The organism is Xanthomonas sp. BRIP62415, from assembly GCF_003993515.1.
Taxonomy (GTDB): Bacteria; Pseudomonadota; Gammaproteobacteria; order Xanthomonadales; family Xanthomonadaceae; genus Xanthomonas; species Xanthomonas euroxanthea.
Window position 1 is genome coordinate 1 of sequence record NZ_QEZH01000015.1, and the last position, 20653, is coordinate 20653.

At 67.2% G+C, this 20653-nt stretch carries 17 protein-coding genes; 8 read left to right on the forward strand and 9 right to left on the reverse strand.

What is annotated here, in order from left to right; all coding sequences use genetic code 11:
- Positions 1–474: 474 nt before the first annotated feature.
- Together EO141_RS05565 and EO141_RS05570 are read right to left on the reverse strand one after the other, a co-directional pair.
- Positions 475–1431, reverse strand: coding sequence for a ribokinase (locus EO141_RS05565; RefSeq protein ID WP_126944361.1), 957 nt, complete (start codon positions 1429–1431; stop codon positions 475–477).
- Positions 1432–1508: 77 nt separating this feature from the next.
- A complete protein-coding gene (locus EO141_RS05570; RefSeq protein ID WP_016903833.1) occupies positions 1509–2807 on the reverse strand; it encodes a nucleoside transporter C-terminal domain-containing protein in 1299 nt (432 codons plus the stop codon).
- A gap of 1362 nt (positions 2808–4169) precedes the next feature.
- Between EO141_RS05570 and EO141_RS05580 the strand changes: the two genes are divergently transcribed.
- The 5 genes from EO141_RS05580 to EO141_RS05600 all read left to right on the forward strand — a co-directional run bounded on the left by EO141_RS05580 (position 4170) and on the right by EO141_RS05600 (position 9664).
- Positions 4170–5138 (forward strand): aldo/keto reductase, encoded by a 969-nt coding sequence (locus EO141_RS05580; protein WP_115676145.1) that lies wholly within the window; start codon positions 4170–4172, stop codon positions 5136–5138.
- 311 nt (positions 5139–5449) lie between these two features.
- Positions 5450–5689, forward strand: a complete 240-nt coding sequence (locus EO141_RS05585; RefSeq protein ID WP_024938306.1) for a hemin uptake protein HemP — start codon at positions 5450–5452, stop codon at positions 5687–5689.
- A gap of 152 nt (positions 5690–5841) precedes the next feature.
- The gene (locus EO141_RS05590; protein WP_127168710.1) at positions 5842–8073 is read left to right on the forward strand and encodes a TonB-dependent hemoglobin/transferrin/lactoferrin family receptor; all 2232 of its coding nucleotides are present in this window, start codon (positions 5842–5844) and stop codon (positions 8071–8073) included.
- A 5-nt stretch (positions 8074–8078) separates the two neighbouring features.
- Complete coding sequence (locus EO141_RS05595) at positions 8079–8711, forward strand: Hemin transport protein (RefSeq protein WP_127168711.1); 633 nt, start codon at positions 8079–8081, stop codon at positions 8709–8711.
- Positions 8712–8740: 29 nt separating this feature from the next.
- On the forward strand, positions 8741–9664 hold the full coding sequence (locus EO141_RS05600; protein WP_127168712.1) for a DUF6607 family protein: 924 nt from the start codon (positions 8741–8743) through the stop codon (positions 9662–9664).
- Positions 9665–9842: 178 nt separating this feature from the next.
- Here EO141_RS05600 and EO141_RS05605 read toward each other — a convergent pair whose 3' ends face one another.
- The 7 genes from EO141_RS05605 to EO141_RS05635 all read right to left on the reverse strand — a co-directional run bounded on the left by EO141_RS05605 (position 9843) and on the right by EO141_RS05635 (position 17448).
- Positions 9843–10196, reverse strand: coding sequence for a DMT family protein (locus EO141_RS05605; RefSeq protein ID WP_024938302.1), 354 nt, complete (start codon positions 10194–10196; stop codon positions 9843–9845).
- Positions 10197–10382: 186 nt separating this feature from the next.
- Complete coding sequence (locus EO141_RS05610) at positions 10383–11267, reverse strand: ABC transporter permease (protein WP_119129651.1); 885 nt, start codon at positions 11265–11267, stop codon at positions 10383–10385.
- Positions 11264–12103, reverse strand: coding sequence for an ABC transporter ATP-binding protein (locus EO141_RS05615; RefSeq protein WP_115676154.1), 840 nt, complete (start codon positions 12101–12103; stop codon positions 11264–11266). Before EO141_RS05615 ends, EO141_RS05610 begins: the two co-directional genes overlap by 4 nt.
- Positions 12104–12106: 3 nt before the next feature.
- Positions 12107–13153: an ABC transporter substrate-binding protein gene (locus EO141_RS05620; RefSeq protein ID WP_127168713.1), complete on the reverse strand. Its 1047-nt coding sequence runs from the start codon at positions 13151–13153 to the stop codon at positions 12107–12109.
- Between the two features lie 84 nt (positions 13154–13237).
- Positions 13238–14155, reverse strand: a complete 918-nt coding sequence (locus tag EO141_RS05625; RefSeq protein ID WP_127168714.1) for a TauD/TfdA family dioxygenase — start codon at positions 14153–14155, stop codon at positions 13238–13240.
- 195 nt (positions 14156–14350) lie between these two features.
- A complete protein-coding gene (locus tag EO141_RS05630; protein ID WP_126946240.1) occupies positions 14351–16834 on the reverse strand; it encodes an FtsX-like permease family protein in 2484 nt (827 codons plus the stop codon).
- Positions 16831–17448 (reverse strand): ATP-binding cassette domain-containing protein, encoded by a 618-nt coding sequence (locus tag EO141_RS05635; RefSeq protein WP_256359910.1) that lies wholly within the window; start codon positions 17446–17448, stop codon positions 16831–16833. The genes EO141_RS05630 and EO141_RS05635 overlap by 4 nt, the downstream gene beginning before the upstream one ends.
- A 91-nt stretch (positions 17449–17539) precedes the next feature.
- Between EO141_RS05635 and EO141_RS05640 the strand changes: the two genes are divergently transcribed.
- From EO141_RS05640 to EO141_RS05650, 3 genes are all read left to right on the forward strand, one after another.
- Complete coding sequence (locus EO141_RS05640) at positions 17540–18208, forward strand: arylesterase (RefSeq protein WP_180708127.1); 669 nt, start codon at positions 17540–17542, stop codon at positions 18206–18208.
- Between the two features lie 104 nt (positions 18209–18312).
- Positions 18313–19026, forward strand: a complete 714-nt coding sequence (locus tag EO141_RS05645) for a response regulator transcription factor (protein ID WP_002811889.1) — start codon at positions 18313–18315, stop codon at positions 19024–19026.
- A 144-nt stretch (positions 19027–19170) separates the two neighbouring features.
- The gene (locus EO141_RS05650) at positions 19171–20442 is read left to right on the forward strand and encodes a HAMP domain-containing sensor histidine kinase (RefSeq protein ID WP_104649656.1); all 1272 of its coding nucleotides are present in this window, start codon (positions 19171–19173) and stop codon (positions 20440–20442) included.
- The last annotated feature ends 211 nt before the right edge of the window (positions 20443–20653 follow it).

The following is a 20653-nucleotide window of genomic DNA, read 5'->3' on the forward strand; positions in this document are numbered from 1 at the left end:
GGAGTCGGGAGTCGGGAGTCGGGAGTCGGGTTGGGAGTTGGGAGTTGGGAGTCCCGATTCGGGAGTCGGAAGAGCGTTTTCGGCTTTCGGTCTTGCGCGGTTGCTGCGCGGGTCGCGTGACTGGTAGAGCGAGGGCAGTGGCAAGATTGCTGGTTGACCGTCCCCTCACCCCAACCCCTCTCCCGACGGGAGAGGGGCTTCTATTCCTTCTCCCGCCGGGAGAAGGTGGCGCGTCAGCGCCGGATGAGGGTAGGGCGCCCGACGCTGCATCACGCCTGGTGCCGCCGCCCAGCCTGCTATCAGATGAAGAAGATCGAAGCGCCGGCGCAGCGGGGCTCGCAGCCTCCGTCGACGGACAGGCCTCGACATGCCGGTCGCACATCAAATCAGTCTGATGGGTATAGCGGACGCCCTGAACGCAGAAGGCGACCGCATCGCTGCGGTCGCCTTCGTTGTTTGCCTGAAGCGCGCGGATCACACAGCCGGTTCGGGGGCCATGCGCGGCATCGAGGTGGCGGCGCCTTCCACTTCGGTGGAGCGCGCGGCGTAGCGGGTGGCAAAACGCACGTGGGTGATGAAGCTGGCAGTCGGCGCTTGTGCCAGCGAGGCCACCAGCGCGCCGTTGAAGGCGTCACCGGCGCCGGTGGTGTCCACGGTCTGCGCGCTTTCCGCGCCCACCCGGTAATGCGCGGCCGTGTCGCCGCGTAGCTGTTCTTCGGCGTGCGAGATGAAGGCGCCCACCGATCCCAGCGTTACCACCACGGTACCGCCCGGCAACAGCTTGCGGCACAGCGAATGCAGCGTGTTGCCGTCCAGCGCCGCCACATCGTCGGCATTGATGCGTTCGCCGACGTGGCGGCCGAGCAGGGCGGCAAACTCGGTTTCGTTGGGCGTCAGCACATCCGACAGCTTGAGCAGGCCGATCGAGGTCGGTGCATTGGCCGGTGCGGCGTTGAGCACGGTCAGCACGCCGCACTCGCGTGCCAGTGCCAGCGCCGACTCGATGGTTTCCGCCGGCGATTCCAGCTGCGCCAGCAACACGCTGGACGAGGTCACCAGTGCGCGTTGGTTGTCCACGAATGCAGCGCTCAGCACCGAATTGGCGCCGGCACCGATCACGATGGTGTTGCGGCCGTGCGCGTCGACGTAGATCCCGCCGGTGCCGGTCGGCTCGTTGCTGGGCTCGGCGATCAGTGCGAAGCCGTCGTGCGCCGCCAGCGAGCGCGCCAGCGCACCGCCGGCATCGTCGCCCAGCGCGCACAGGAAGTGCGTCCTGGCGCCGGCACGTGCAGCCGCGACCGCCTGGTTGAAGCCCTTGCCCCCCGGGCCGGTGCTGTAGCGACCGGCGATGGTGGCGCCCGGCGCAGGCAGCACGTCGCAGCGCCACACGTGATCGACATTGAAGGACCCGACAACGACGACCGAACTCATAAATACCCTTGACTTGAATGACTGAATGAAACGTGGCGTGCGGCGATTAGACCGTCACACCGATGAACCCGCGCCCCTCAACCGAAATGCGAGAGCACACCGGCAATGGTAGCGGTCATGAACGTGGCGATCGAACCGCCCAGTACCGCGCGCAGCCCGAACTTGGCCAGATCGTGACGGCGTTCCGGTGCCAGCCCGCCGATGCCACCGATCTGGATCGCAATCGAGCTGAAGTTGGCAAAGCCGCACAACGCATACGTGGCAATCAGCCGACCCTCCGCGCTCAGGCCCACGCCAGGCACTTCGCCCTTCACGATACGCGACAGTTCGCTGTAGGCGACGAACTCGTTGATCACCACTTTCTGCCCGATCAGCGAGCCGACCGTGGTCGCGTCCACCCACGGGGTACCGATCACCCAGGCGATCGGCGCCAGCACGTAGCCGAAGATCGTCGACAGGTTGGTCGGCCGGCCCAGCAGCGCGGCAGCGCCGGTGATCTCGCCCAGCCAGGTCAGCGGTGCGTTGATCAGGGCGATCAGCGCAATGAAGGCCAGCAGCATCGCGCCGATGTTCAGCGCCAGCCGCAAGCCGTCGCCGGCGCCAGCCGCGGCCGCATCGATGACATTGCTGGTGGTCTTTTCCACTTCCATCTTGACCGTGCCACGCGTCAGCGGGGTGCCGGTTTCCGGCACCAGCAGCTTGGCCACCACCAGGGTGGCGGGCGCGGCCATGATGCTGGCGGCCAGCAGATGCTTGGCGTAGAACGCCTGCTGCGCGGGATCGCTGCCACCGAGCATGCCGACGTAGGCGGCCAGCACGCCGCCGGCGATATGCGCCATGCCGCCGATCATCATCGTCAGCAGCTCGGACTGGGTCATCTTGGGGATGTACGGGCGCACCGTCAGCGGCGCCTCGGTCTGGCCGATGAACACGCTGGCGCACACGCTGGTGGTTTCCGCGCCGGACACGCGCATCACCTTGGTGATCGCCCATGCCATCGCGCGGACCACCACCTGCATCACGCCCAGGTGGTAGAGCACGCCCATCAGCGCCGAGAAGAAGATGATGGTGGGCAGCACCTGGAACGCGAAAATGAAGCCGTAGCTGTCGATGTTCATCAGGTTGCCGAAAATGAAGGTGGACCCTTCATTGACGAAGCTCAGCACCTTGACGAAGCCCTTGCCCAGCGAATCGAACACATCGCGTCCGCCCGGCACCAGCAGCACCAGCGCGGCGAACGAAATCTGCAGCGCCAGACCGGTGGCGACCAGCCTCCAGTCGATCGCGCGGCGGTTGCTCGAAAACAGCCAGGTGATGCCGATGAGCACCGCCAGACCGAACAGGCCGAAACCGATCCTTCCCAAACCTTCGACCATTCCAATCCCCGGGGCTGCTGACGGCAAAACGAGAAGCCTAGAGCAGGGGGTGACCGCGGGCAAGGCGAGCAGCATTCAGGCCCCGCCCGTTGACCCGCAGGCGAGCCAGGGCGGGCGCGGGCAGTTCCCTGCGTGCGGGCGGGCGAGCCGCGCTTGCGCAAGGTCATGGATCGGGGGGCATTGATTCGCTGCCCGTGCGTCGCCCGCAAAGACCGCGCCCCGAAGCGCGATCACCCGACCGGCCGCCGCTTTACCCCTCAGCCATCGATGAAAACCGGTGGTGCGTGCGCGCATACCGGTGTGGGACCTTGACCGGCATGGATGCCGCGCCAGCGCCTACATGGACGTACTTGCGGCGTGTCCCATGCCGGTACGCGTGCAAGCGCCCGCAGCAGACCGAAGCATTCGCGTGGAACTCTAGATGTGGTGCACAAGATTGATCGGTATGCGGAGTCGGTCGGCGGCGCGGCGCCGCATCCAGTGTCGGGACACGCCGTGAATCCATCCCTGGAGGCTCGGTGGCGGCATCCATGCCGCCACACGGTCCCGCCCCCGGACGCGACACCGCGCTCCCAACATTGCCGCCGCTGATAGGCAAGCAAGGCTTCAGGCACGTGTCGATGCCTATGGACTCCGTGGCCGATGTAATCGGTAAGCCATCCATCTGCTGTCACGCCGCCAGGAATGGACGCTCGGAAGAACGTGCAGCTCATCTGGCTGTTCGCATTTCTTTCCGCAACCGACAGCAACCGGTGGTGCTTGCGCGCGTGCCGGTGTGGGACCTTGAGCGGCATGGATGCCGCGCCAGAGCCTACATGGACGTACTTGCGGCGTGTCCCACGCCGGTACGCGTGCAAGCGCCCGCCGTAGACCGACGCTTCTACGTAGCACCGGCAGACCTCATGCGCAGGTTGGTCGGTGTGCGGAGTCGGTCGGCGGCGCGGCGTCGCATCCGGTGTCGGGACACGCCGTAAATCCGTCCCTGGAGACTCGGTGGCGGCATTCATGCCGGCACACGGTCCCGCCCCCGGAAGCGACACCCCGCTCCCAAGCTTGCCGCCGCTGATCGGCAAGCAATGCGTCAAGCAGGTGTTGATGCCCGTGGACTTCGTGGCCGATGTAATCAGTAGGCCATCCATCTACTGTCATGTCGCCAGCGATGGTGACGCTCCCAAAGACTTGCAGACCACCGGGCCCCGCACTTCTTTCGACCGACAATAACTGGTGGTGCCTGCGCGGATGTCGGCGTGGGACCTTGAGCGGCATGGATGCCGCGCAAGCCTGTCGCGCCGGCAGCACCACGTCCTACACTGCGCACGCCGATCCGGGGCAGGGCGCCGCGGAGGTTGTTGGAGTCTGCCAATGCATTACCGTCGTCTGGGGTCCACCGGGCTGCAGCTGTCGGCCCTGTCGTTCGGGGCCTGGGTCACCTTCGGCAAGCAGATCGGGCGCAGCGAAGCGCGCAACCTGATTGCCGCCGCCTGGGACAACGGCGTCACGTTCTTCGACAACGCCGAGGTCTACGCACGCGGCCGCGCCGAAGAGGTGATGGGCGATGTGATCGCCGACCTGCGCCTGCCGCGCGATGGTTACTGCGTGTCGAGCAAGGTGTTTTTCGGCGCGGTGGACAGCCCGCGCCCGACCCAGCGCGGGCTGTCGCGCAAGCATGTCACCGACGCCTGCCATGCCGCACTCAAGCGCCTGCGGGTGGACTATCTGGACCTGTACTTCTGCCATCGGCCCGATCCGGACACGCCGATCCGGGAGACCGTGCGCAGCATGGATGCCCTGATCCGCCAGGGTAAGGTGCTGTACTGGGGCACCTCCGAGTGGAGCGCCGAGCAGGTGCGCGAGGCCATCACCATCGCCGAGCAGGAACACCTGCACGCTCCGTCGATGGAGCAACCGCAGTACAACCTGCTGCACCGCGACCGGCTGGAACGCGAATACGCGCCGCTGTGCGAGGGCGGGCTGGGCACCACGATCTGGTCGCCGCTGGCCTCGGGCCTGCTGACCGGCAAGTACAACGCCGGTGTAGACGCCGATAGCCGCCTCGGCCAACCGGACAATCACTGGCTGCAGGACGAAGTGCTGGGCGCGCCGGAAGCGCGCCGCCTGGAACGCGCCCGCGCGTTCTGTGCACTGGCCGCCGAGCTGGGCCAGTCGCCCGCACGCCTGGCCATCGCCTGGTGCCTGCGCAACCCGCACGTCTCCACGGTGATCCTGGGGGCCAGCCGGGTGGCCCAGCTGGAAGAAAATCTCGGCGCGCTGGACACCTTGACCCAGGTCGATGCCGCCGGCTGGGCGCAGGTAGAGGCGGTAACGCGCTAAGAGCACGCCACGCACTGGGGGTGGTGCGGCTGCAAGGTTGTCGGCTTTGTCTTGTTAGTCGACCGAGCCGGTGAGGCTGCGTCTTCCCTGTCGTGCACGCGGCCAGGTCGCTGTGGCGTCAGGCGCTGGCTGCTTCTCGCTCGGCCAGAAATGCATGCCAGAGCGATGTGATCAAGCCCCGATCATCGCGCAGAAGACAGCGCTGGATGGCTTGGCTGGAATACTTCGATAGATTTTGTGAATCGAAAATGTTCAGCCCATGCAAAGATCGTGTGGCGAAGATGAGAATAGCTCTTGATCATTAAATGAGAATGGTTATTATTTGTCTGGCCAACCGACTGGAGATCCAGATCATGACCGCTCATCCCGTGCTGCTCCGCTCCGAACCGGTCAACCTGCGCGACCGCGCTGCTCCGCGTGCCGTCCCAGCAGAAGACCTCATCAGCAGCGAGGCGCTGCTTAAGGGCCGTCGCGAAGTGCTGATCCAGCATGGCGACCGCGTCTATCGCCTGCGCCATACCAGCAACGACAAGCTCATCCTGACCAAGTAAGCGCCTTGCTCCGATCCGCGCCTTGCGCAGGGTCGGATCGTCTGTCGCGGGCGTTGCCGCCGCCGTCCGCGCACCCCACGCTCTACCCCGGCGGCCGGCCGCGGCCTTGTCTGCAGCACACGCTGCCGGGAATGTCCTTTCAAAGGTTCCCGATGAGTCGCCTGCATCCGCTGGTGGTCGCGCTATCGCTTGCGCTGCCTGCCCTTTCGTCGTGTGCCCACGCTGCCGACCTCGCCGCCAGTGGTGACGCCGCGCGTGATGTCCACGACTTCGACCGGTTGCAGGTCACCGCCACCCGTACCCAGCGCGCCCTGGTCGATGTACCGAGCACGGTGGATGTGATCGACCGCGAGCAACTGGACAATCAACTGGTGCGCGAGCTCAAGGATCTGTTCCGCTACACGCCGGGCGTGTCGGTCACCAGCACCAGCGGCCGCTTCAGCGGCGCCAACGGCATCCGCATCCGCGGGCTGGATGGCAACCGCGTGGCGATCCTGGTCGACAACGTGCCGGTGTCGGACACCTTCAGTTTCGGCAGTTACCTCAACGCCAACCGCAACTTTGTCGATCTGGAAACGCTCAAGCGCGTCGAAGTGGTGCGCGGGCCGGCCAGTTCCCTGTACGGCTCCGACGCCCTGGGCGGCGTGGTGGCCTTCGTCACCAAGGACCCCTCCGATTACCTGGACGCCGACAGGCACAGCTATGTCGGCCTGAAGTTCGGCTACGAAGGCGACTGGAACGGCTTGTTCGCCGGTGCCACCGGTGCGTTCGGCGGCGAACGCTGGAGCGGCATGGTGGCGGTCAGCCACCGCCAGGGCCAGGAGGCGCAGAACCAGGGCGACATCCGCAGCCGCGATGTCAGCCGTACCGCGGCCAACCCGCAGCGCATCGATGGCCGCAGCGTGCTGGCCAAGCTGGTGTACGCGCCCAGCGCGCAGCAGCGCTTCAAGCTCACCGTGGAAGGCAACGAAGACTACGGCAGCATCGAGGCATTGACCGGCATCGACCCGCGTGTGACCACCCCATCGTTGCGCATCCTGTCGCAGGACGGGCGCGACCATCAGACGCGTGCGCGTGTTTCGCTGCGGCACGAACTGGATGCGCTGGGCTGGTCGCTGGCCGACGACCTGCAGTGGCAGCTGTATCGCCAGGACAGCGAGAGCCTGCAGCGCACCGACGAGCTGCGCGGCAACAACACCCGCCGGCATAACGAACACAACTTCGATCAGCGCGTCTACGGCCTGCTGGTCAACGCACACAAGGCCATCGACACCGGCACGCTCAGTCACGCCATCACCTATGGCCTGGACGGCACCTGGACCGACACCCGCGGCAAGCGCGATGGCTACTCGGTCAATCTGGCCAATGGCGCCATCACCAATCGCGTCGGTCAGGACGTGTTTCCGGTGCGCGACTTCCCCAAGAGCCAGACCACCAAGCTCGGGTTGTATGCGCAGGACGAGATCGGCCTGTTCGATGGCAAGCTGTCGCTGACGCCCGGCGTGCGCGTGGATTATTTCCGGCTGTCGCCGCAGGTGGACGACATCTTCCGCGAAGACAATCCCGGCGTTGCCGCCGAGACCATCGACCAAACCCAGGTCTCTCCCAAGTTCGGTGCACTGTGGCGGTTTTCGGACGCCTGGTCGGCCTATGCCAATTACGCGCACGGCTTCCGCGCACCGCCGTACAACGACGTCAATATCGGCTTCACCAACCTGCAGGCGCGCTACACCGCCATCGCCAATCCGGACCTGAAATCGGAAACCAGCCGCGGTGGCGAGCTGGGGCTGCGCTTCAATGATGCTATCGGCTATCTGGGCGTCAGCGTTTACTACACCGACTACCGCAACTTCATCGAATCCTATGCGCCGGCCGGCTTCAACGCCGACGGGCTGATGCTGTTCCAGTCGCGCAACGTGGACGATGTGGTGATCAAGGGCGCCGAAGCGCGCGGCGGGATCGATCTGGGCGCCCTGGCCGGTTGGCAGGGCTGGTCGCTCAACAGCGCCGTGGCGTATTCGGAAGGCGACAACCTCACCGACGGCACCCCGCTCAACTCGGTCGACCCGCTGCGCGGCACGCTCGGCCTGGCCTTCGACAGCGATGGCTGGGGCGCGGAGCTGATAGGCACCTTCGTCGCCCGCAAGCGTCGCCCACAGCTGGACAGCTATTACACCCCGGCCGGCTACGCCACGCTGGACCTGATGGGGCATTGGGAGTTCGCACCCGGTGCCAAGGTCACCGCCGGCATCTTCAATCTCGCCGACCGCCGCTACGTGGACTGGAACGCGCTGCCCAACGGCACGCTGGCCAGCAGCACGGTGCTCGACCGCTTCACCGGCGCCGGGCGTACCGCCTCGGTCAGCCTGGCAGTGAGCTGGTAGCGGCCATGCCCATCGCCCGCCCGCTGCCGTCGTTGTCGCATGCACGTGCCACCCGCGTCGCGTTGCCGCGGCCGCAGCAGCTGGCCGCGCTGGGCACGGTGCTGTGTCTGTATCGGCCTGCCTTGGGCAACGAACTGGACGGCTGGCAGCACGCGGTGGATGCGGCGGCGTGCCGGCAGGTCGACAGCGATGGCGTGCGCGAAAGCATCTGGTTCTTCGATGCCGAAGGGCAGTGCTGCTGGCGGATCTGCCTGTTGCCTGACAGCGACTTCCTGGTCTGGGATCGCCTGGTCTCGCGCCTGCCGCCGCTGCCGGTGGAAACCCACGAACTGGGCGTCGGCGAGCGGCTGTGGCGTCGCCTGGCCGGACGCATGCGGGGGCAGGCGTGGCGATTGAGCGCCTTGCGGCTGCAGACCGCCGCCACCGGCGAGCAACCGTTTGTCGCCAGCCTGGCGAGCGTGTCGGCGCTGGGCGCCGAGGTTGCCGCACGCCTGGCACGCGAGGAGGGCATCGACGGACGCGTGGCGGTGGACGATTGCTGCTGCGCACGCGCTGCCGCCTTGCGCACGGCCTCCGCCACATCCAGCAACACCAACCCATCCGACATGACGACGGCGCTGGTGCGCCTGCGCCGCTGACGGTCTCCAACCACGACCGAGAGTTCCGAATGAGCCGACTGTTTCCCCGTTGCATCGCAGTGACGCTGAGCCTGTTGCCGTTGATCGCCGCCGCCGACGTCCAGCGCGACCGCCAGAGCATCCTGGCGATGCAGGGCGAATACGCAGTGGACTTTGCCTTCGACGAGACAGTGCTGCTCAAGCCCGGCTACGAGCGTGCGTCGGCCATGCGCAGCGGCGCCAGCGAAGTGGTGATCGTGGTGGAGGACTCACCGCGCAAGCTGGTGCTGCAGCATTTGCTGGTGGATGAAAAAAGCAAACACGTGACCAAGCACTGGCGGCAGGACTGGATCTACGAAGCGCCGCAGCGGTTCGAATTCACCGCCGATCAGACCTGGACGGTGCATGCGCTGCCGCCGGCCGTCACCACCGGCGCCTGGACCCAGTGCGTCTACGAGGTCAGCGACGCGCCGCGCTATTGCGGCACCGGTCGCTGGGACTATGCCGACGGCCATCCCACCTGGACCAGCGATCCGAGCTGGCGCCCGTTGCCGCGCCGCGAGTACACCAAGCGCAGCGACTACAACGCGCTCGCGGTGATCAATCGCCACACCCTCACGCCCAACGGCTGGACCCACGAACAGTTCAACACCAAGGTGCTGCGCAGGCCCGATGGCAGCCAGGAGGCGATCGCGCGCGAGTTCGGCTTCAACGATTACCGCAAGACCACCGAGGTCGACTTCGCCCCGGCCTATGCGTACTGGAAGGGCACCCAGGGCTACTGGGCCAAGGTGCGCGCGCGCTGGGCCAGGTTCCTTGACACGCCGCCAGGCGTGCATCTGAAGACCAAGCCGGACGGCATGGCGATGATCATGCCGATGTTCCAGCAGGCCGAGGCGGTGCAGGACGGCAAGCGGGTCAAGGACGCGCAGCTGGACGCGGTGTTCGCGCAGTGGGTCGAACCCGCGAACTAGCCACCCCGGTGCGGTAGGAGCGCACCAGGGCGCGACGGGCATTCCCGACACGCCCGACATGTCCGACATGCCCATCGCGCCCGACACGCCCATCGAGCCGCGCCCTGGGACGCTGCTGCAAGGTCGCGCCCTGGTGCGCTCCTACGGGTAAGACGGCGGTTAGCCCTTCAAAGGGCGGTTATTCCTTGAACATCAAAAATGCCGCGACCAGGATCAAGCCGAACGCGGCCCAGTGATTCCACTTCAACGACTGGCCCAGGTAGAACGTCGAGAAGCCCGCGAACACCAGCAGCGTGATCACCTCCTGCATGCCCTTGAGCTGTGGCGCCGAATACACCGCGCTGCCCAGCCGGTTGCCCGGCACCTGCAGGCAGTATTCGAAGAACGCAATGCCCCAGCTGACCAGGATGGCGATCATCAGCGGCGTGCTCTTGTACTTCAGGTGCCCGTACCAGGCGAAGGTCATGAACACATTGCTGGCGATCAGCAACAGCACCGGATACAGATAGGCAGTGAAAGGAGCGGTAGGCATGACGGCAGGCGGCAGGAAAGGGGCCGGCAGCATAAGCCAGGCCCGTTAAGCGCACGCGACCGTGCCGATGAGCCCGGCACGCGGGCTCAGGCCGTTGGTGGCCGGCGCGACACGTTCATCTGCAGCGTGGCCAGGCAAAGCGACTGGCCAGGCATCGCGGCGCCCCGGGCTCCCGCGGTCATCCCGCTAGCGCTGCATGCCCCAGCGGCGCACGGTCAGCCGCTCGATGGCCTGAAACACCACGCCCTCCACCAGCAGGCCCAGCACGATCACCATCGCCAGGCCGGCGAACACCCGGTCGGTATACAGCTCGTTGCGGTTCTGGAAGATGTACCACCCCAGGCCACCCTGGCCGGAGGTGGCGCCGAACACCAGTTCGGCCGCGATCAGGGTGCGCCAGGCGAAGGCCCAGCCGATCTTCAGCCCGGACAGGATCGCCGGCAGCGCGGCGGGAATCAGCAGTTGCGCCACGTAGCGCGGCCCGCGCAGCCCGTAATTGCGCCCGGCCATGCGCAGGGTTTCCGGCACCGCCTGGAAGCCGGCGTAGGTGGTCAGCGCCAGCGGCCACAGCACCGAATGCACCAGCACGAACACCAGGCTGCCGGTGCCCAGGCCGAACCACAGCAGGGCCAGCGGCAGCAGCGCGATGGCCGGCAGCGGATTGAACATGGCTGTCAGCGTGCCGAGCACGTCGCGGCCCCAGCGCGTGGAGGCGGCCAGCGCGGTCAGCACGAAGGCCAGCACCACGCCCAGCGCGTAGCCCTGCGCCAGCACGCGCAGCGACGCGCCCACGCGGCGCAACAACTCGCCCGACAGCAGCCCGTCGTAGAACGCGCGTGCGGTCTGCAGCGCGCTGGGCAGCATCAGATCGTCGCCAACCACGCGTGCGGCGATCTCCCACACCGCGATCAGCACCACCAGCACCAGCGCCTTGCGCAGCCACGGTGGTGCCTGCCAGCGCGTCGGCGCGGCGGCTGCAACCAATGCGGGATCCAGCGGCTGCAGGGCCACTTCGTACTCGGCCCGCACCGGTGGCAATGGCGGCAGCGCGGTGGCGTTGCCGCCGCTCATGGCAGCACCTCGCGCTGGCGCTCGGCGGGGCGACGCAATGGCGCCACCTTGGCATCGTCCAGGGTGTCGTCGGGCAGGTCGAACAGTAGCCGATGGATCCGCTGCGCGGTCTGCTGGAACGCCACGCTGCCGGCGCTGTGCGGGCCGAACGCATGCGCGTTGAGCTCGGCGCGTACCTGGCCCGGATGTGGCGACAACAACAGCACGCGGTTACCGACCACCAACGCCTCCTCGATCGAATGGGTGACGAACAACAGGGTGAAGCGCGATTGCTCCCACAGCTCCAGCACCTGCTCCTGCATGCGCGAACGCGTCAACGCATCGAGCGCGGCGAACGGCTCGTCCATCAACAACACGCGCGGCCGCATCGCCAACGCGCGCGCAATCGCCACGCGTTGCTTCATGCCGCCGGACAAGGTGTGCGGATACGCCTGCGCAAACGCGCTCAGCCCGACCTGCGCCAGGCTGTCGTCGGCACGTTCACGCGCTTCGGCACGCGACAGCTTGCGGGCGGCACGCAGGCCGAACACCACGTTCTCGCGCACGGTCTTCCAGGGCGCCAACTGGTCGAATTCCTGGAACACCACCACCCGGTCCGGTCCGGGTCCGGTGACCGCGTTGCCATCCAGGCGGATCTGCCCCTCGCGCGGGGTGACGAAGCCGGCCACCGCCTTGAGCAAGGTGGATTTGCCGCAACCCGACGGCCCCAGCAGCACGAAGCGATCGGCTTCATGCACGTCGAAACGCACGCGGTGGGTGGCACGCACCACGCGCTGCGCGGAGGCGTATTCCAGGCTGACGTGGTCGACCTGCAGCAATGGTGTGGGCGTGGCCATCGCTCAGCTCCCGCCTGCGATCAGCGGATCGTCGAAGAAGTAGTCGCCCAGTTTGCCCGGCGTCTGCTTGATCGCGCCGCTGTGCTGCATGAACTTGCCAAGTCCCAGCGTGTTCTGCGGCACCACGGTGAACTGTACCTTCGGGTCCTTGAGGATCTGCAGCACCAGCGCGCGATCGATGCTCGAGCCATTGCGACGCAGGAAGATATCCGCCGCCTGCTCCGGATGGGCGGTGACAAAGCGCGCAGCCTGATCCAGCGCCGCGACGAAGGCGCGGTAGGTCTTGGGATTGTCGCGGCGGAATTTCTCGGTGGCGTACAGCACGGTGGCCGACGAGGGGCCGCCTTCGATCTCGTAGGAGCTGGTCACGATGTGCGCGGCCGGATTGCGCGCCAGCTCCTGCTCCTGGAATGGCGGGCTGGCGAAGTGGGCGGTGATCTCGGTGCGGCCGCGGATGATCGCTGCGGCCGCGTCCGGATGCGGCAAGGCGACCTGCAGCGGGTCCAGCTGGTGGGTGCCCTTGTCGCCCCAGCGCTGTTGCGAGGCATGCTGCAGGAAGCGCGACTGCACCGACACGCCGGTGGCTGGCACCGCAATGCGGTCCTGCGGGGTGAAATCGCCGATGGACTTGATGCGCGGATTGTTGCTGATCAGGTAGTACGGAAAGTTGCCCAGCGATGCCACGCCGCGCACGTTCTGGCGGCCATGGGTGCGGTCCCAGATGGTGAACAACGGCCCGACGCCGGCACCGGCGATATCGATCGAACCGGTCAGCAGGGCATCGTTGACGGCCGCGCCACCGGACAGCTGCAGGAACTGCACGTCGATGTCCACGCCGGCCGCCTTGCCCTGCTGTTCGATCAGCTTCTGATCCTGCGCCACGTCCAGCAGCAGGTAGACGATGCCGAACTGCTTGGCGATGCGCAGCTTTCCTTCGGCCTGGGCCTGTGCGCTGTGCAGCAACGGCAGTGCGGCCAGGAGCAGCAGCGCAATACGCCGGGAAACGCGTCGGCGCTGCGGACGCGCGTGAGAGGTGACGGTCAAACGCATGCGGCGCTCCAATCGGGAGGGGGAGGGGATGGCGCGTTTCACAGCGCATTACGCGCTGTAAACCGTGCGGGAGGCGGCACCTTGCTAGAACGGCGCATCGCCTTCGATGGTGGTGCGGTTGAGGCGGCGCCGCAGGTGATCGGGCGTGCCGGCGGCCAGATGCATGACCGAGCGGTTGTCCCAGAACACCATGTCGTGCGGCTGCCAGTGATGCCGGTACACCAAGGCATCGCGGGTGCTGTGGTCGAACAGGGCCTGCAGCAGCGCGGCACTCTCGTCGTCGGGCAGGCCGACGATGCGGGTGGTGAAATGCTCGCTGACAAACAGCGCTTTCCGGCCGGTTTCCGGGTGCGTGCGCACGACCGGATGCTGCACTGGTTTCACTTCGGCGATCTGTTCCGGCGTCAGCGCCGGGCGCCACGGATTGCGCGCACGCAGCTCCTCGTACTTGGCCAGGTAGCTGTGCTCGGCACGCAGATCCTGCACCGTCTGCTTGAGCGCGTCGGGCAGGGTCTGCCAGGCCAGGTGCTGGTTGGCGAACAAGGTGTCGCCGCCTTCGCTGGGCAGTTCCTGCGCGTGCAGCAGCGATCCCAGGCTGGGGGTGTCCTTGTAGGACAGATCCGAGTGCCAGTAGTGGCCGGCGTCGCCCAGGCCGATCGGCTTGCCGTTTTCCTTGATGTTGGAGACCACCAGTACCTCCGGATGCCCGGGCAACTGGAAATTGCGCAACACATGGATCTGCAGCGGGCCGAAGCGACGGCTGAAGGCGACCTGCTGCGCCGGCGTGATGCGTTGCTCGCGAAACACCAGCACGTGGTAGTCCAGGTGCGCCTGATGGATGCGCGCGAAGGTCTCCGCATCCAGCGGCTGCGACAGATCCAGGCCGATCACTTCGGCGCCCAGCGGGGCATCGAACGGCACGATCCGGACACTGGAGGAGTACGCGGTGGAAACCGCATCGCGCGGCGGCTGCGCACGTGCAGCAGAAGGGACGCTGGCCATGACGGTGGCACCTCGACGGCAACGAAGGGCCGCCTGGGCCGGCGGCCGGACACACCACTGTAGGCAGTCCGCTCGCCGCTGCGAACGTACGATTGGCAAGGTGCTTATGCGCTGCCGGTATATGCACCGGTGCGACGGAACGCAAAAGGGCGACGCCTGCGCGCCGCCCTGCTCACGTGTCCAGCCAACCCGGCCTCAGTCGGTCCGCAGTGCCAGCGCTGGCGGCGTGGACAGGATGCGGCGCGTGCCCGACCAACCGGCCAGCAGGCTCAACGCCAGGCCAAACGCGCCGCCGATCAGCAGGCGCGGCCAATCCGGCGTCAATGCAATCTCGAACGCCTTCTGTCCGACCACTGCCCCGATCACCGCCGCGGCGGTCACCGCCAGTGTCGCTGCCAGCAGGCCAAGCGCGCCGAACTCCACCAGCACCGCACCACGCAACTGGCCGCGCCGCGCGCCCAGCGTGCGCAGCACCGCACTGTCATAGCGACGCTCGCCGGCGGTGGCCTGCAGGGCTGCCAGCAGCACCAGCACACCGGCCAGCAGGCTGAAGCCCATCACCAGTTGCACCGCCTGCGCCACCTGGTCGATCACCTCGCGCACCCGGCCGAGGATGGCATCGATATCCAGCACCGAAATGTTGGGGTAGTCGCGGCTCAACGACGCCAGCCTGGGCGCATTGCCGGGCGGCAGATGGAAGCTGGAAATCAGGTTGTACGGCGCATCGCCGACCGCGCCCTGGTTGAGCAGCAGGAAGAAATTGACCCGGAATGAATCCCAGTCGGCCTTGCGGATGCTGGTGACGGTGAAACTGCGCTGCTGCTCGCCCAGCAGCAAGGTGATGCGATCGCCGAGTTTGAGCTGATACCGCTGCGCCCAGCCTTCTTCCACCGAGGCCTCCGGCGCAGTGCTGTCGGCCGCCCAGAATCTGCCTTCCAGCAAGGTGTTTGCCGGCGGGAATGCGTGCCGCCAGGAGAAGTTGACCGGGCGGTTGTCGCCGTCGCCATCGTCGGCCGGATCGCGGTCGCCGCGCAGCGGTGGCTTGTCGTTGATCGCCACCAGCCGCCCGGTCGAAAACGGCTCCACGGCCGCATCGTCCACGCCCAGGCCGCGCAGCGTCTGCAGCACCGGCCCGGTCTGCTCGGGCTGGATGTTCATCAGGAAATAGTTGGGCGTCTCCGCCGGCAGGCGGTCGCGCCATTGCCCGAGCAGGCCGGGGCCGACCACCGCCAGCAGCAGCAGCGCGCACAACGACAGCGACAGCCCGACCAGCTGCACCACGCTCAGTCCGCGACGCCGCGTCAGCGAGGCCAGGCCCAGCTTCCACGCGCCGCGCAGGCGGTGCTGGATCGGCCGCAGCAAGGCCAGCAGGCCAAGCCCCAGTGCCATCGCCACCAGCGCCAGGGCGGCCAGCCCGCCCAGCACCCAGCCGGCCAGCACCAGGTTGCCGGTCGCATACACGGTCAGCGCCAGCGTGGCCGCCAATGCCGCGGCGTAGACCAGCAGGGAACTCGGCGGCACCGCGGCAAAGCTGCGGTTGAGCACACGCATCGGCGGCACGTTGCGCAGCCGCAGCAGCGGCGGCAGGCCGAAGCCCAGCAACAGCACCAGGCCGATGCCTGCACCGGCCAGGGCCGGGGTGGCCTGCGGCAACGGCAGCCGGTCCGGGATCAGGCTGCCCAGCGCCTGCACCAGGCCTTCCTGCGCCAGCATGCCCAGCCCGATCCCGACCAGGCAGGCCGGAATCGCGGTCAGCAGCAATTGCAGCGACAGCATCGCCAGGATGTCGCGCTGGCGTGCGCCCAGGCAGCGCAGCACCGCCACCGTGTCGATCCGGCGCATCGCAAAGCGGTTCGCTGCCAACGCGGTCGCCACACCGGACAACAGCACCGCCAGCAAGGCCGACAAGGCCAAAAAGCGCCCCGCACGATCGAACGCCGCGCGCATGCCGCGCTGGGTGTCCTCGATGCCGACCAGGCGGAATTCGCTGGCGCGCGGTTTCAGCCAGGCGCGCAGTTCGGCGATGGCATCGGGCGCACCGGAGAACATCAGCCGGTACGAAGCGCGGCTGCCGGGGCCAAGCAATCCGGCACCGTCGATATCGGCGCGATTGACCAGCAGCGGTGGCGACAGCTGCATCAGCTCGCCGGACGCATCCGGTTCGGCCCGCAGCACGCCGGTGATGGTGAGGTGGCCGGCGCCGAATTCCAGCTGTTCGCCCACGCGCAGGCCCAGGGCCTCCAGCAGGCGGGGGTCGGCATAGGCCTGGCCCGGCGGCGGTGCGCCCGCAGGCGTGCCCTGCATGCCGGCGCTGTCCCTGGACACCAGCAACTGCCCGCGCAGCGGGTAGCCCGCGCCAACCCCGCGGATATTGGCCATCTGGCTGGCCTCGCCGTGAAACAGCACGCTGGGGAAGCTGACCATGCGCGTGCTCTGCAGGCCGCGGCGTTGCGCCTCGGCGGCGAAGTCGGCCGGGATTTCCTGGCGGCCGGTCACGCCCAGATCGCCACCGAGCACCTCGGCCGCGCTGGAGGTCAGCGCCAGGGTCACCCGATCGACCAGCGTGCCAACCGCCGTCATCACCGCCACGCCCAGCACCAGCGCGGCGAACACGGTCAGCAGGTCGCCGGCCAGGAACTCGCGGCGCACCGCGCGTGCGGCTTGACGCAGCACGTTCATGCGGCCGGACCGGTCTGGGCGTGCAGGCGGCCGCTGTCGATGCGGTAGATATGCTTGCAACGCTGCGCCAGCGTCATGTCGTGGGTCACCAGCACCAGGGTGGTGTCGCTGGTGGCGTTGAGCGCGAACAACAGGTCGCTGATCTGCGCGCCGGTGGTCTGGTCCAGGCTGCCGGTGGGCTCGTCGGCAAACAGGATGCGCGGTCTGGCCACGAATGCGCGTGCCAGCGCCACGCGTTGCTGCTCGCCACCGGACAGCTGGCGCGGGTAGTGGCGCGCACGCGCGCTCAGGCCGACTGCCTCCAGTACCTCGCGTACCCGCGCCGGGTCCTCGCGCCCGGCCAGTTCCAGCGGCAGCGCGATGTTTTCTTCGGCGGTCAGCGCCGGCAGCAGATGGAAGCTCTGGAACACGAAGCCCACCTCGCGCGCGCGCAGGGCGGCACGGGCCTCTTCGTCCAGCTGGCCCAACTCCTGGCCGGACAGCGCAATGCTGCCCCGGCTGGGCAGGTCCAGCCCGGCCAGCAGGCCGAGCAGGGTGGTCTTGCCCGAGCCGGATGCGCCGACGATGGCGATACTGTCGCCTTCACTGACCGTCAAGCTGACCTTGTCGAGGATGTGGAGTGTTCCCTCCGGTCCACTGACGGACTTGCCGACGTCGCGGACGTCGATGGCAATGCGGGTACTGGAGTGGGGGGCCAGACTGTCGATGAGGAATCTCCGAATGCGTGAAAGAACACTGCGATATGGCGTGCTGGTCCTGTGGCTGCTGACACTGTCCCTGCTCGCGCCGGGAATTGCCTCTGCCAAAAGTCCGGTGGCGACCGCCCCGATCCTGGTCGTCGGCGACAGCCTGAGCGCTGCGCACAACATCCCGGTGCAGTCTGGCTGGGTCACCTTGCTGGACCAACGCCTCAAGCGTGACATGGCGACGCCACCGGCGGTCGTCAATGCCAGCATCAGCGGTGAGACCACCTCCGGTGCATTGACGCGGCTGCCCGGCCTGCTGCAGAAGCACCACCCCGGCGTGGTGGTGATCGAACTCGGCGGCAACGATGCGCTGCGCGGCCTTACCCCGGCCCAGCTGAAGGGCAACCTGGAAAAGATGATCCAGCTCAGCCAGCAGGCCGGCGCGAAGGTGCTGCTGCTCGGCATCGATGTGCCGCCCAACTATGGCCCCGCCTATCGCGAACGCCTGAAGGCGACCTATGCCGACCTGTCCAGCCAGTACAAGACCGCATTGGTGCCGTTCTTCCTGGAAAAGGTCGCGCTGCAGCCAGGCCTGATGCAGGCGGACGGCCTGCATCCCACTGCCACGGCCCAGCCCAGGGTGCTGGAAACGGTGTGGCCCGCGCTGCGCCCCCTGCTCGGCCGTTGACGGCCGTCGGGCAACGCCCGCCGTCACAAAACGTTAGATGGTCTTCACGCCCTTTCCACTGCCGATCCGGCATGTTTCACAAAGCTGAAGACCGAGGAAAGTCCATGCGTCAGACCAAGGAAACGTCCGGCCTCGTGCTGGTCGTTGAAGACAACCGCAATATCTCTGAAATGATCGGCGAGTACCTGGAAGGCCGTGGCTTCGAGGTCGACTATGCGCAGGACGGACTCGACGGCTACCGTCTGGCCGCCGAGAACAGCTACGACGTGGTCGTGCTGGATCTCATGCTGCCACGTCTGGACGGCATCGAAGTGTGCCGCCGCCTGCGTAACGACGCACGCAAGTCCACCCCGGTGCTGATGCTGACCGCCCGCGATACGCTGGACGACAAGCTCACCGGCCTGGGTTTCGGCGCCGACGACTACCTGACCAAGCCGTTCGCGATCCAGGAACTGGAAGCGCGCCTGCGTGCCCTGATCCGTCGTGAGCGCCGCCAGGTCGGGTCGGAAGTGCTCAAGGTCGCCGACCTGGTGCTCGATCCGGTCAGCATGCGCGCCACCCGCGCCGGTACCGAGCTGCAGCTCTCGCCGATCGGTCTGCGGCTGCTCACCATCCTGATGCGCGAGTCGCCGCGGGTGGTGACCCGCCAGGAAATCGAGCGCGAGATCTGGGGCAACGGGTTGCCGGATTCGGACACCCTGCGCAGCCATCTGTACAACCTGCGCAAGATCATCGACAAGCCGTTCGATCGCCCGCTGCTGCACACCGTGCAGAGCGCCGGCTATCGCATTGCCGACATCGCCCAGCCGATGGCCTGATGTCGCCGGCCGGCCGCCATGCTGGCGGCCGGCCACCTCCTGTAGGCGCCCACGCGCCGCTCGTTTCCGCGCGCTGCCGTCTGGCTGCACGACGGGCTTACGGAAGCGTTGCCTATAATCCGGCGCTCTCCCCTGGATGCAGCAATGCCGCACGGGCTTCCACGAAAAATACGTCTGGCCTTCCTCCTGCAGGTCGCTCTGGCGAGCCTGGCGATCGTGCTGGGTGGCTATCTGCTGTCGTTCGTCATCAAGTACAGCCTGGTGCGGACCGTGCTGGCCGACGAGGCGGTGCATTTCTGGCGCGTGCACAAGGACGCACCGAACAACCCGCCGCCGAATACACGCAATATCCAGGGCTATTTCTTGCCTGCCGGCCAGGGCCGCGACACGGCGCCGGCGGAGTTGCAGCGGTTGTCGCCAGGCTTCAGCGAAGTGGCTGCCGCCGATGCCCTGGTGTACGTCGATCAACGTCCGGAAGGGCGTCTGTACCTGGTGTTCCCACGCTCGCGTGCGGCCCATCTGACGCTCTGGTTCGGAATCGTGCCGGCGATGCTGGTGCTGCTGGCGATCTATGGCGTGTTCTGGGTGACCTACCGGATCTCCAAACGCCTGGTGTCGCCGATCAGCTGGCTGGCACGGCGCGTCTCGCAGTGGGACCCGCGCAACCCGGATGTCGACGAACTGGCACCGGAGCGGTTGCCCGCCGACCTGCAGGGTGAAACGCGGCAGCTGGCCGCTGCCCTGCATACGCTCGGGCAGAAGGTCAGCGACCATGTCGCGCGCGAGCGCAACTTCACCCGCGATGCCAGCCACGAACTGCGCACACCGTTGACGGTGATCCGGGTGGCCAGCGACATGGCGCTGGCCGACGACGAATTGTCGCAACGCACCCAGCGCAGCCTGCGCCGGATCCAGCGCGCCGGCCGTGACATGGAAGCGGTGATCGACGCCTTCCTGATCCTGGCGCGCGAAGCCGAGATCGACCCGCAAAGCGAGACCTTCGATGCCGCCGAACTGGCCAGCGAGGAAGTCGATAGCGCCCGCCAGCTGCTGGGCGACAAGCCGGTGTCCCTGACGATGGTCGGTGACCGCAGCCTGCAGATGTTCGCCCCGCCGCGGGTGATGCGCGTGGTGCTCAGCAACCTGCTGCGCAATGCCTGCGCCTATACCGATACCGGCAGCATCGAGGTGGAAGTCACCCAGGACCGCATCATCGTGCGCGATACCGGGATCGGCATGAGCGAAGAGGCGCGTGCGCGCGCGTTCGAGCCGTTCTTCCGCGCCGATCCCACCCGCCCGCAGGGCACCGGCCTGGGCCTGTCGATCGTGCGCCGGCTGTGCGATCGCTTCGGCTGGCGGATCGAACTGCATAGCGAGTCCGGTGTGGGCACCTCGGTTGCGGTGGTGGTGGCCTGAGGGAGTAGTGGCCGTAGCGGCATGTGGCTGCCTGCAATCTGCCACTGACCAGGGAGATGCGCCGCATGCGCCCAGGGCGCCGTTTGCGGTTGCCGATGCTGCTGTTTTCCACCACGTGGCAACGAGGCTGCGTGCCGTGCCGATCTGCCGCAGACGCCAGGTGCCTCTGCGGGATCGGTGACGCAATGGGTCGATCTGGCGAGTGCGACGC

Bases quoted from the DNA above. Each gene is read 5' to 3' on its own strand.
- EO141_RS05590 (WP_127168710.1), top strand. From the start codon at position 5,842: ATGAGTCGCCTGCATCCGCTGGTGGTCGCGCTATCGCTTGCGCTGCCT.
- EO141_RS05595 (WP_127168711.1), top strand. From the start codon at position 8,079: ATGCCCATCGCCCGCCCGCTGCCGTCGTTGTCGCATGCACGTGCCACC.
- EO141_RS05630 (WP_126946240.1), bottom strand. From the start codon at position 16,834: ATGAACGTGCTGCGTCAAGCCGCACGCGCGGTGCGCCGCGAGTTCCTG.
- EO141_RS05580 (WP_115676145.1), top strand. From the start codon at position 4,170: ATGCATTACCGTCGTCTGGGGTCCACCGGGCTGCAGCTGTCGGCCCTG.
- EO141_RS05600 (WP_127168712.1), top strand. From the start codon at position 8,741: ATGAGCCGACTGTTTCCCCGTTGCATCGCAGTGACGCTGAGCCTGTTG.
- EO141_RS05610 (WP_119129651.1), bottom strand. From the start codon at position 11,267: ATGAGCGGCGGCAACGCCACCGCGCTGCCGCCATTGCCACCGGTGCGG.
- EO141_RS05645 (WP_002811889.1), top strand. From the start codon at position 18,313: ATGCGTCAGACCAAGGAAACGTCCGGCCTCGTGCTGGTCGTTGAAGAC.
- EO141_RS05625 (WP_127168714.1), bottom strand. From the start codon at position 14,155: ATGGCCAGCGTCCCTTCTGCTGCACGTGCGCAGCCGCCGCGCGATGCG.
- EO141_RS05570 (WP_016903833.1), bottom strand. From the start codon at position 2,807: ATGGTCGAAGGTTTGGGAAGGATCGGTTTCGGCCTGTTCGGTCTGGCG.
- EO141_RS05640 (WP_180708127.1), top strand. From the start codon at position 17,540: ATGAGGAATCTCCGAATGCGTGAAAGAACACTGCGATATGGCGTGCTG.
- EO141_RS05605 (WP_024938302.1), bottom strand. From the start codon at position 10,196: ATGCCTACCGCTCCTTTCACTGCCTATCTGTATCCGGTGCTGTTGCTG.
- EO141_RS05565 (WP_126944361.1), bottom strand. From the start codon at position 1,431: ATGAGTTCGGTCGTCGTTGTCGGGTCCTTCAATGTCGATCACGTGTGG.
- EO141_RS05585 (WP_024938306.1), top strand. From the start codon at position 5,450: ATGGTTATTATTTGTCTGGCCAACCGACTGGAGATCCAGATCATGACC.
- EO141_RS05650 (WP_104649656.1), top strand. From the start codon at position 19,171: ATGCCGCACGGGCTTCCACGAAAAATACGTCTGGCCTTCCTCCTGCAG.
- EO141_RS05615 (WP_115676154.1), bottom strand. From the start codon at position 12,103: ATGGCCACGCCCACACCATTGCTGCAGGTCGACCACGTCAGCCTGGAA.
- EO141_RS05620 (WP_127168713.1), bottom strand. From the start codon at position 13,153: ATGCGTTTGACCGTCACCTCTCACGCGCGTCCGCAGCGCCGACGCGTT.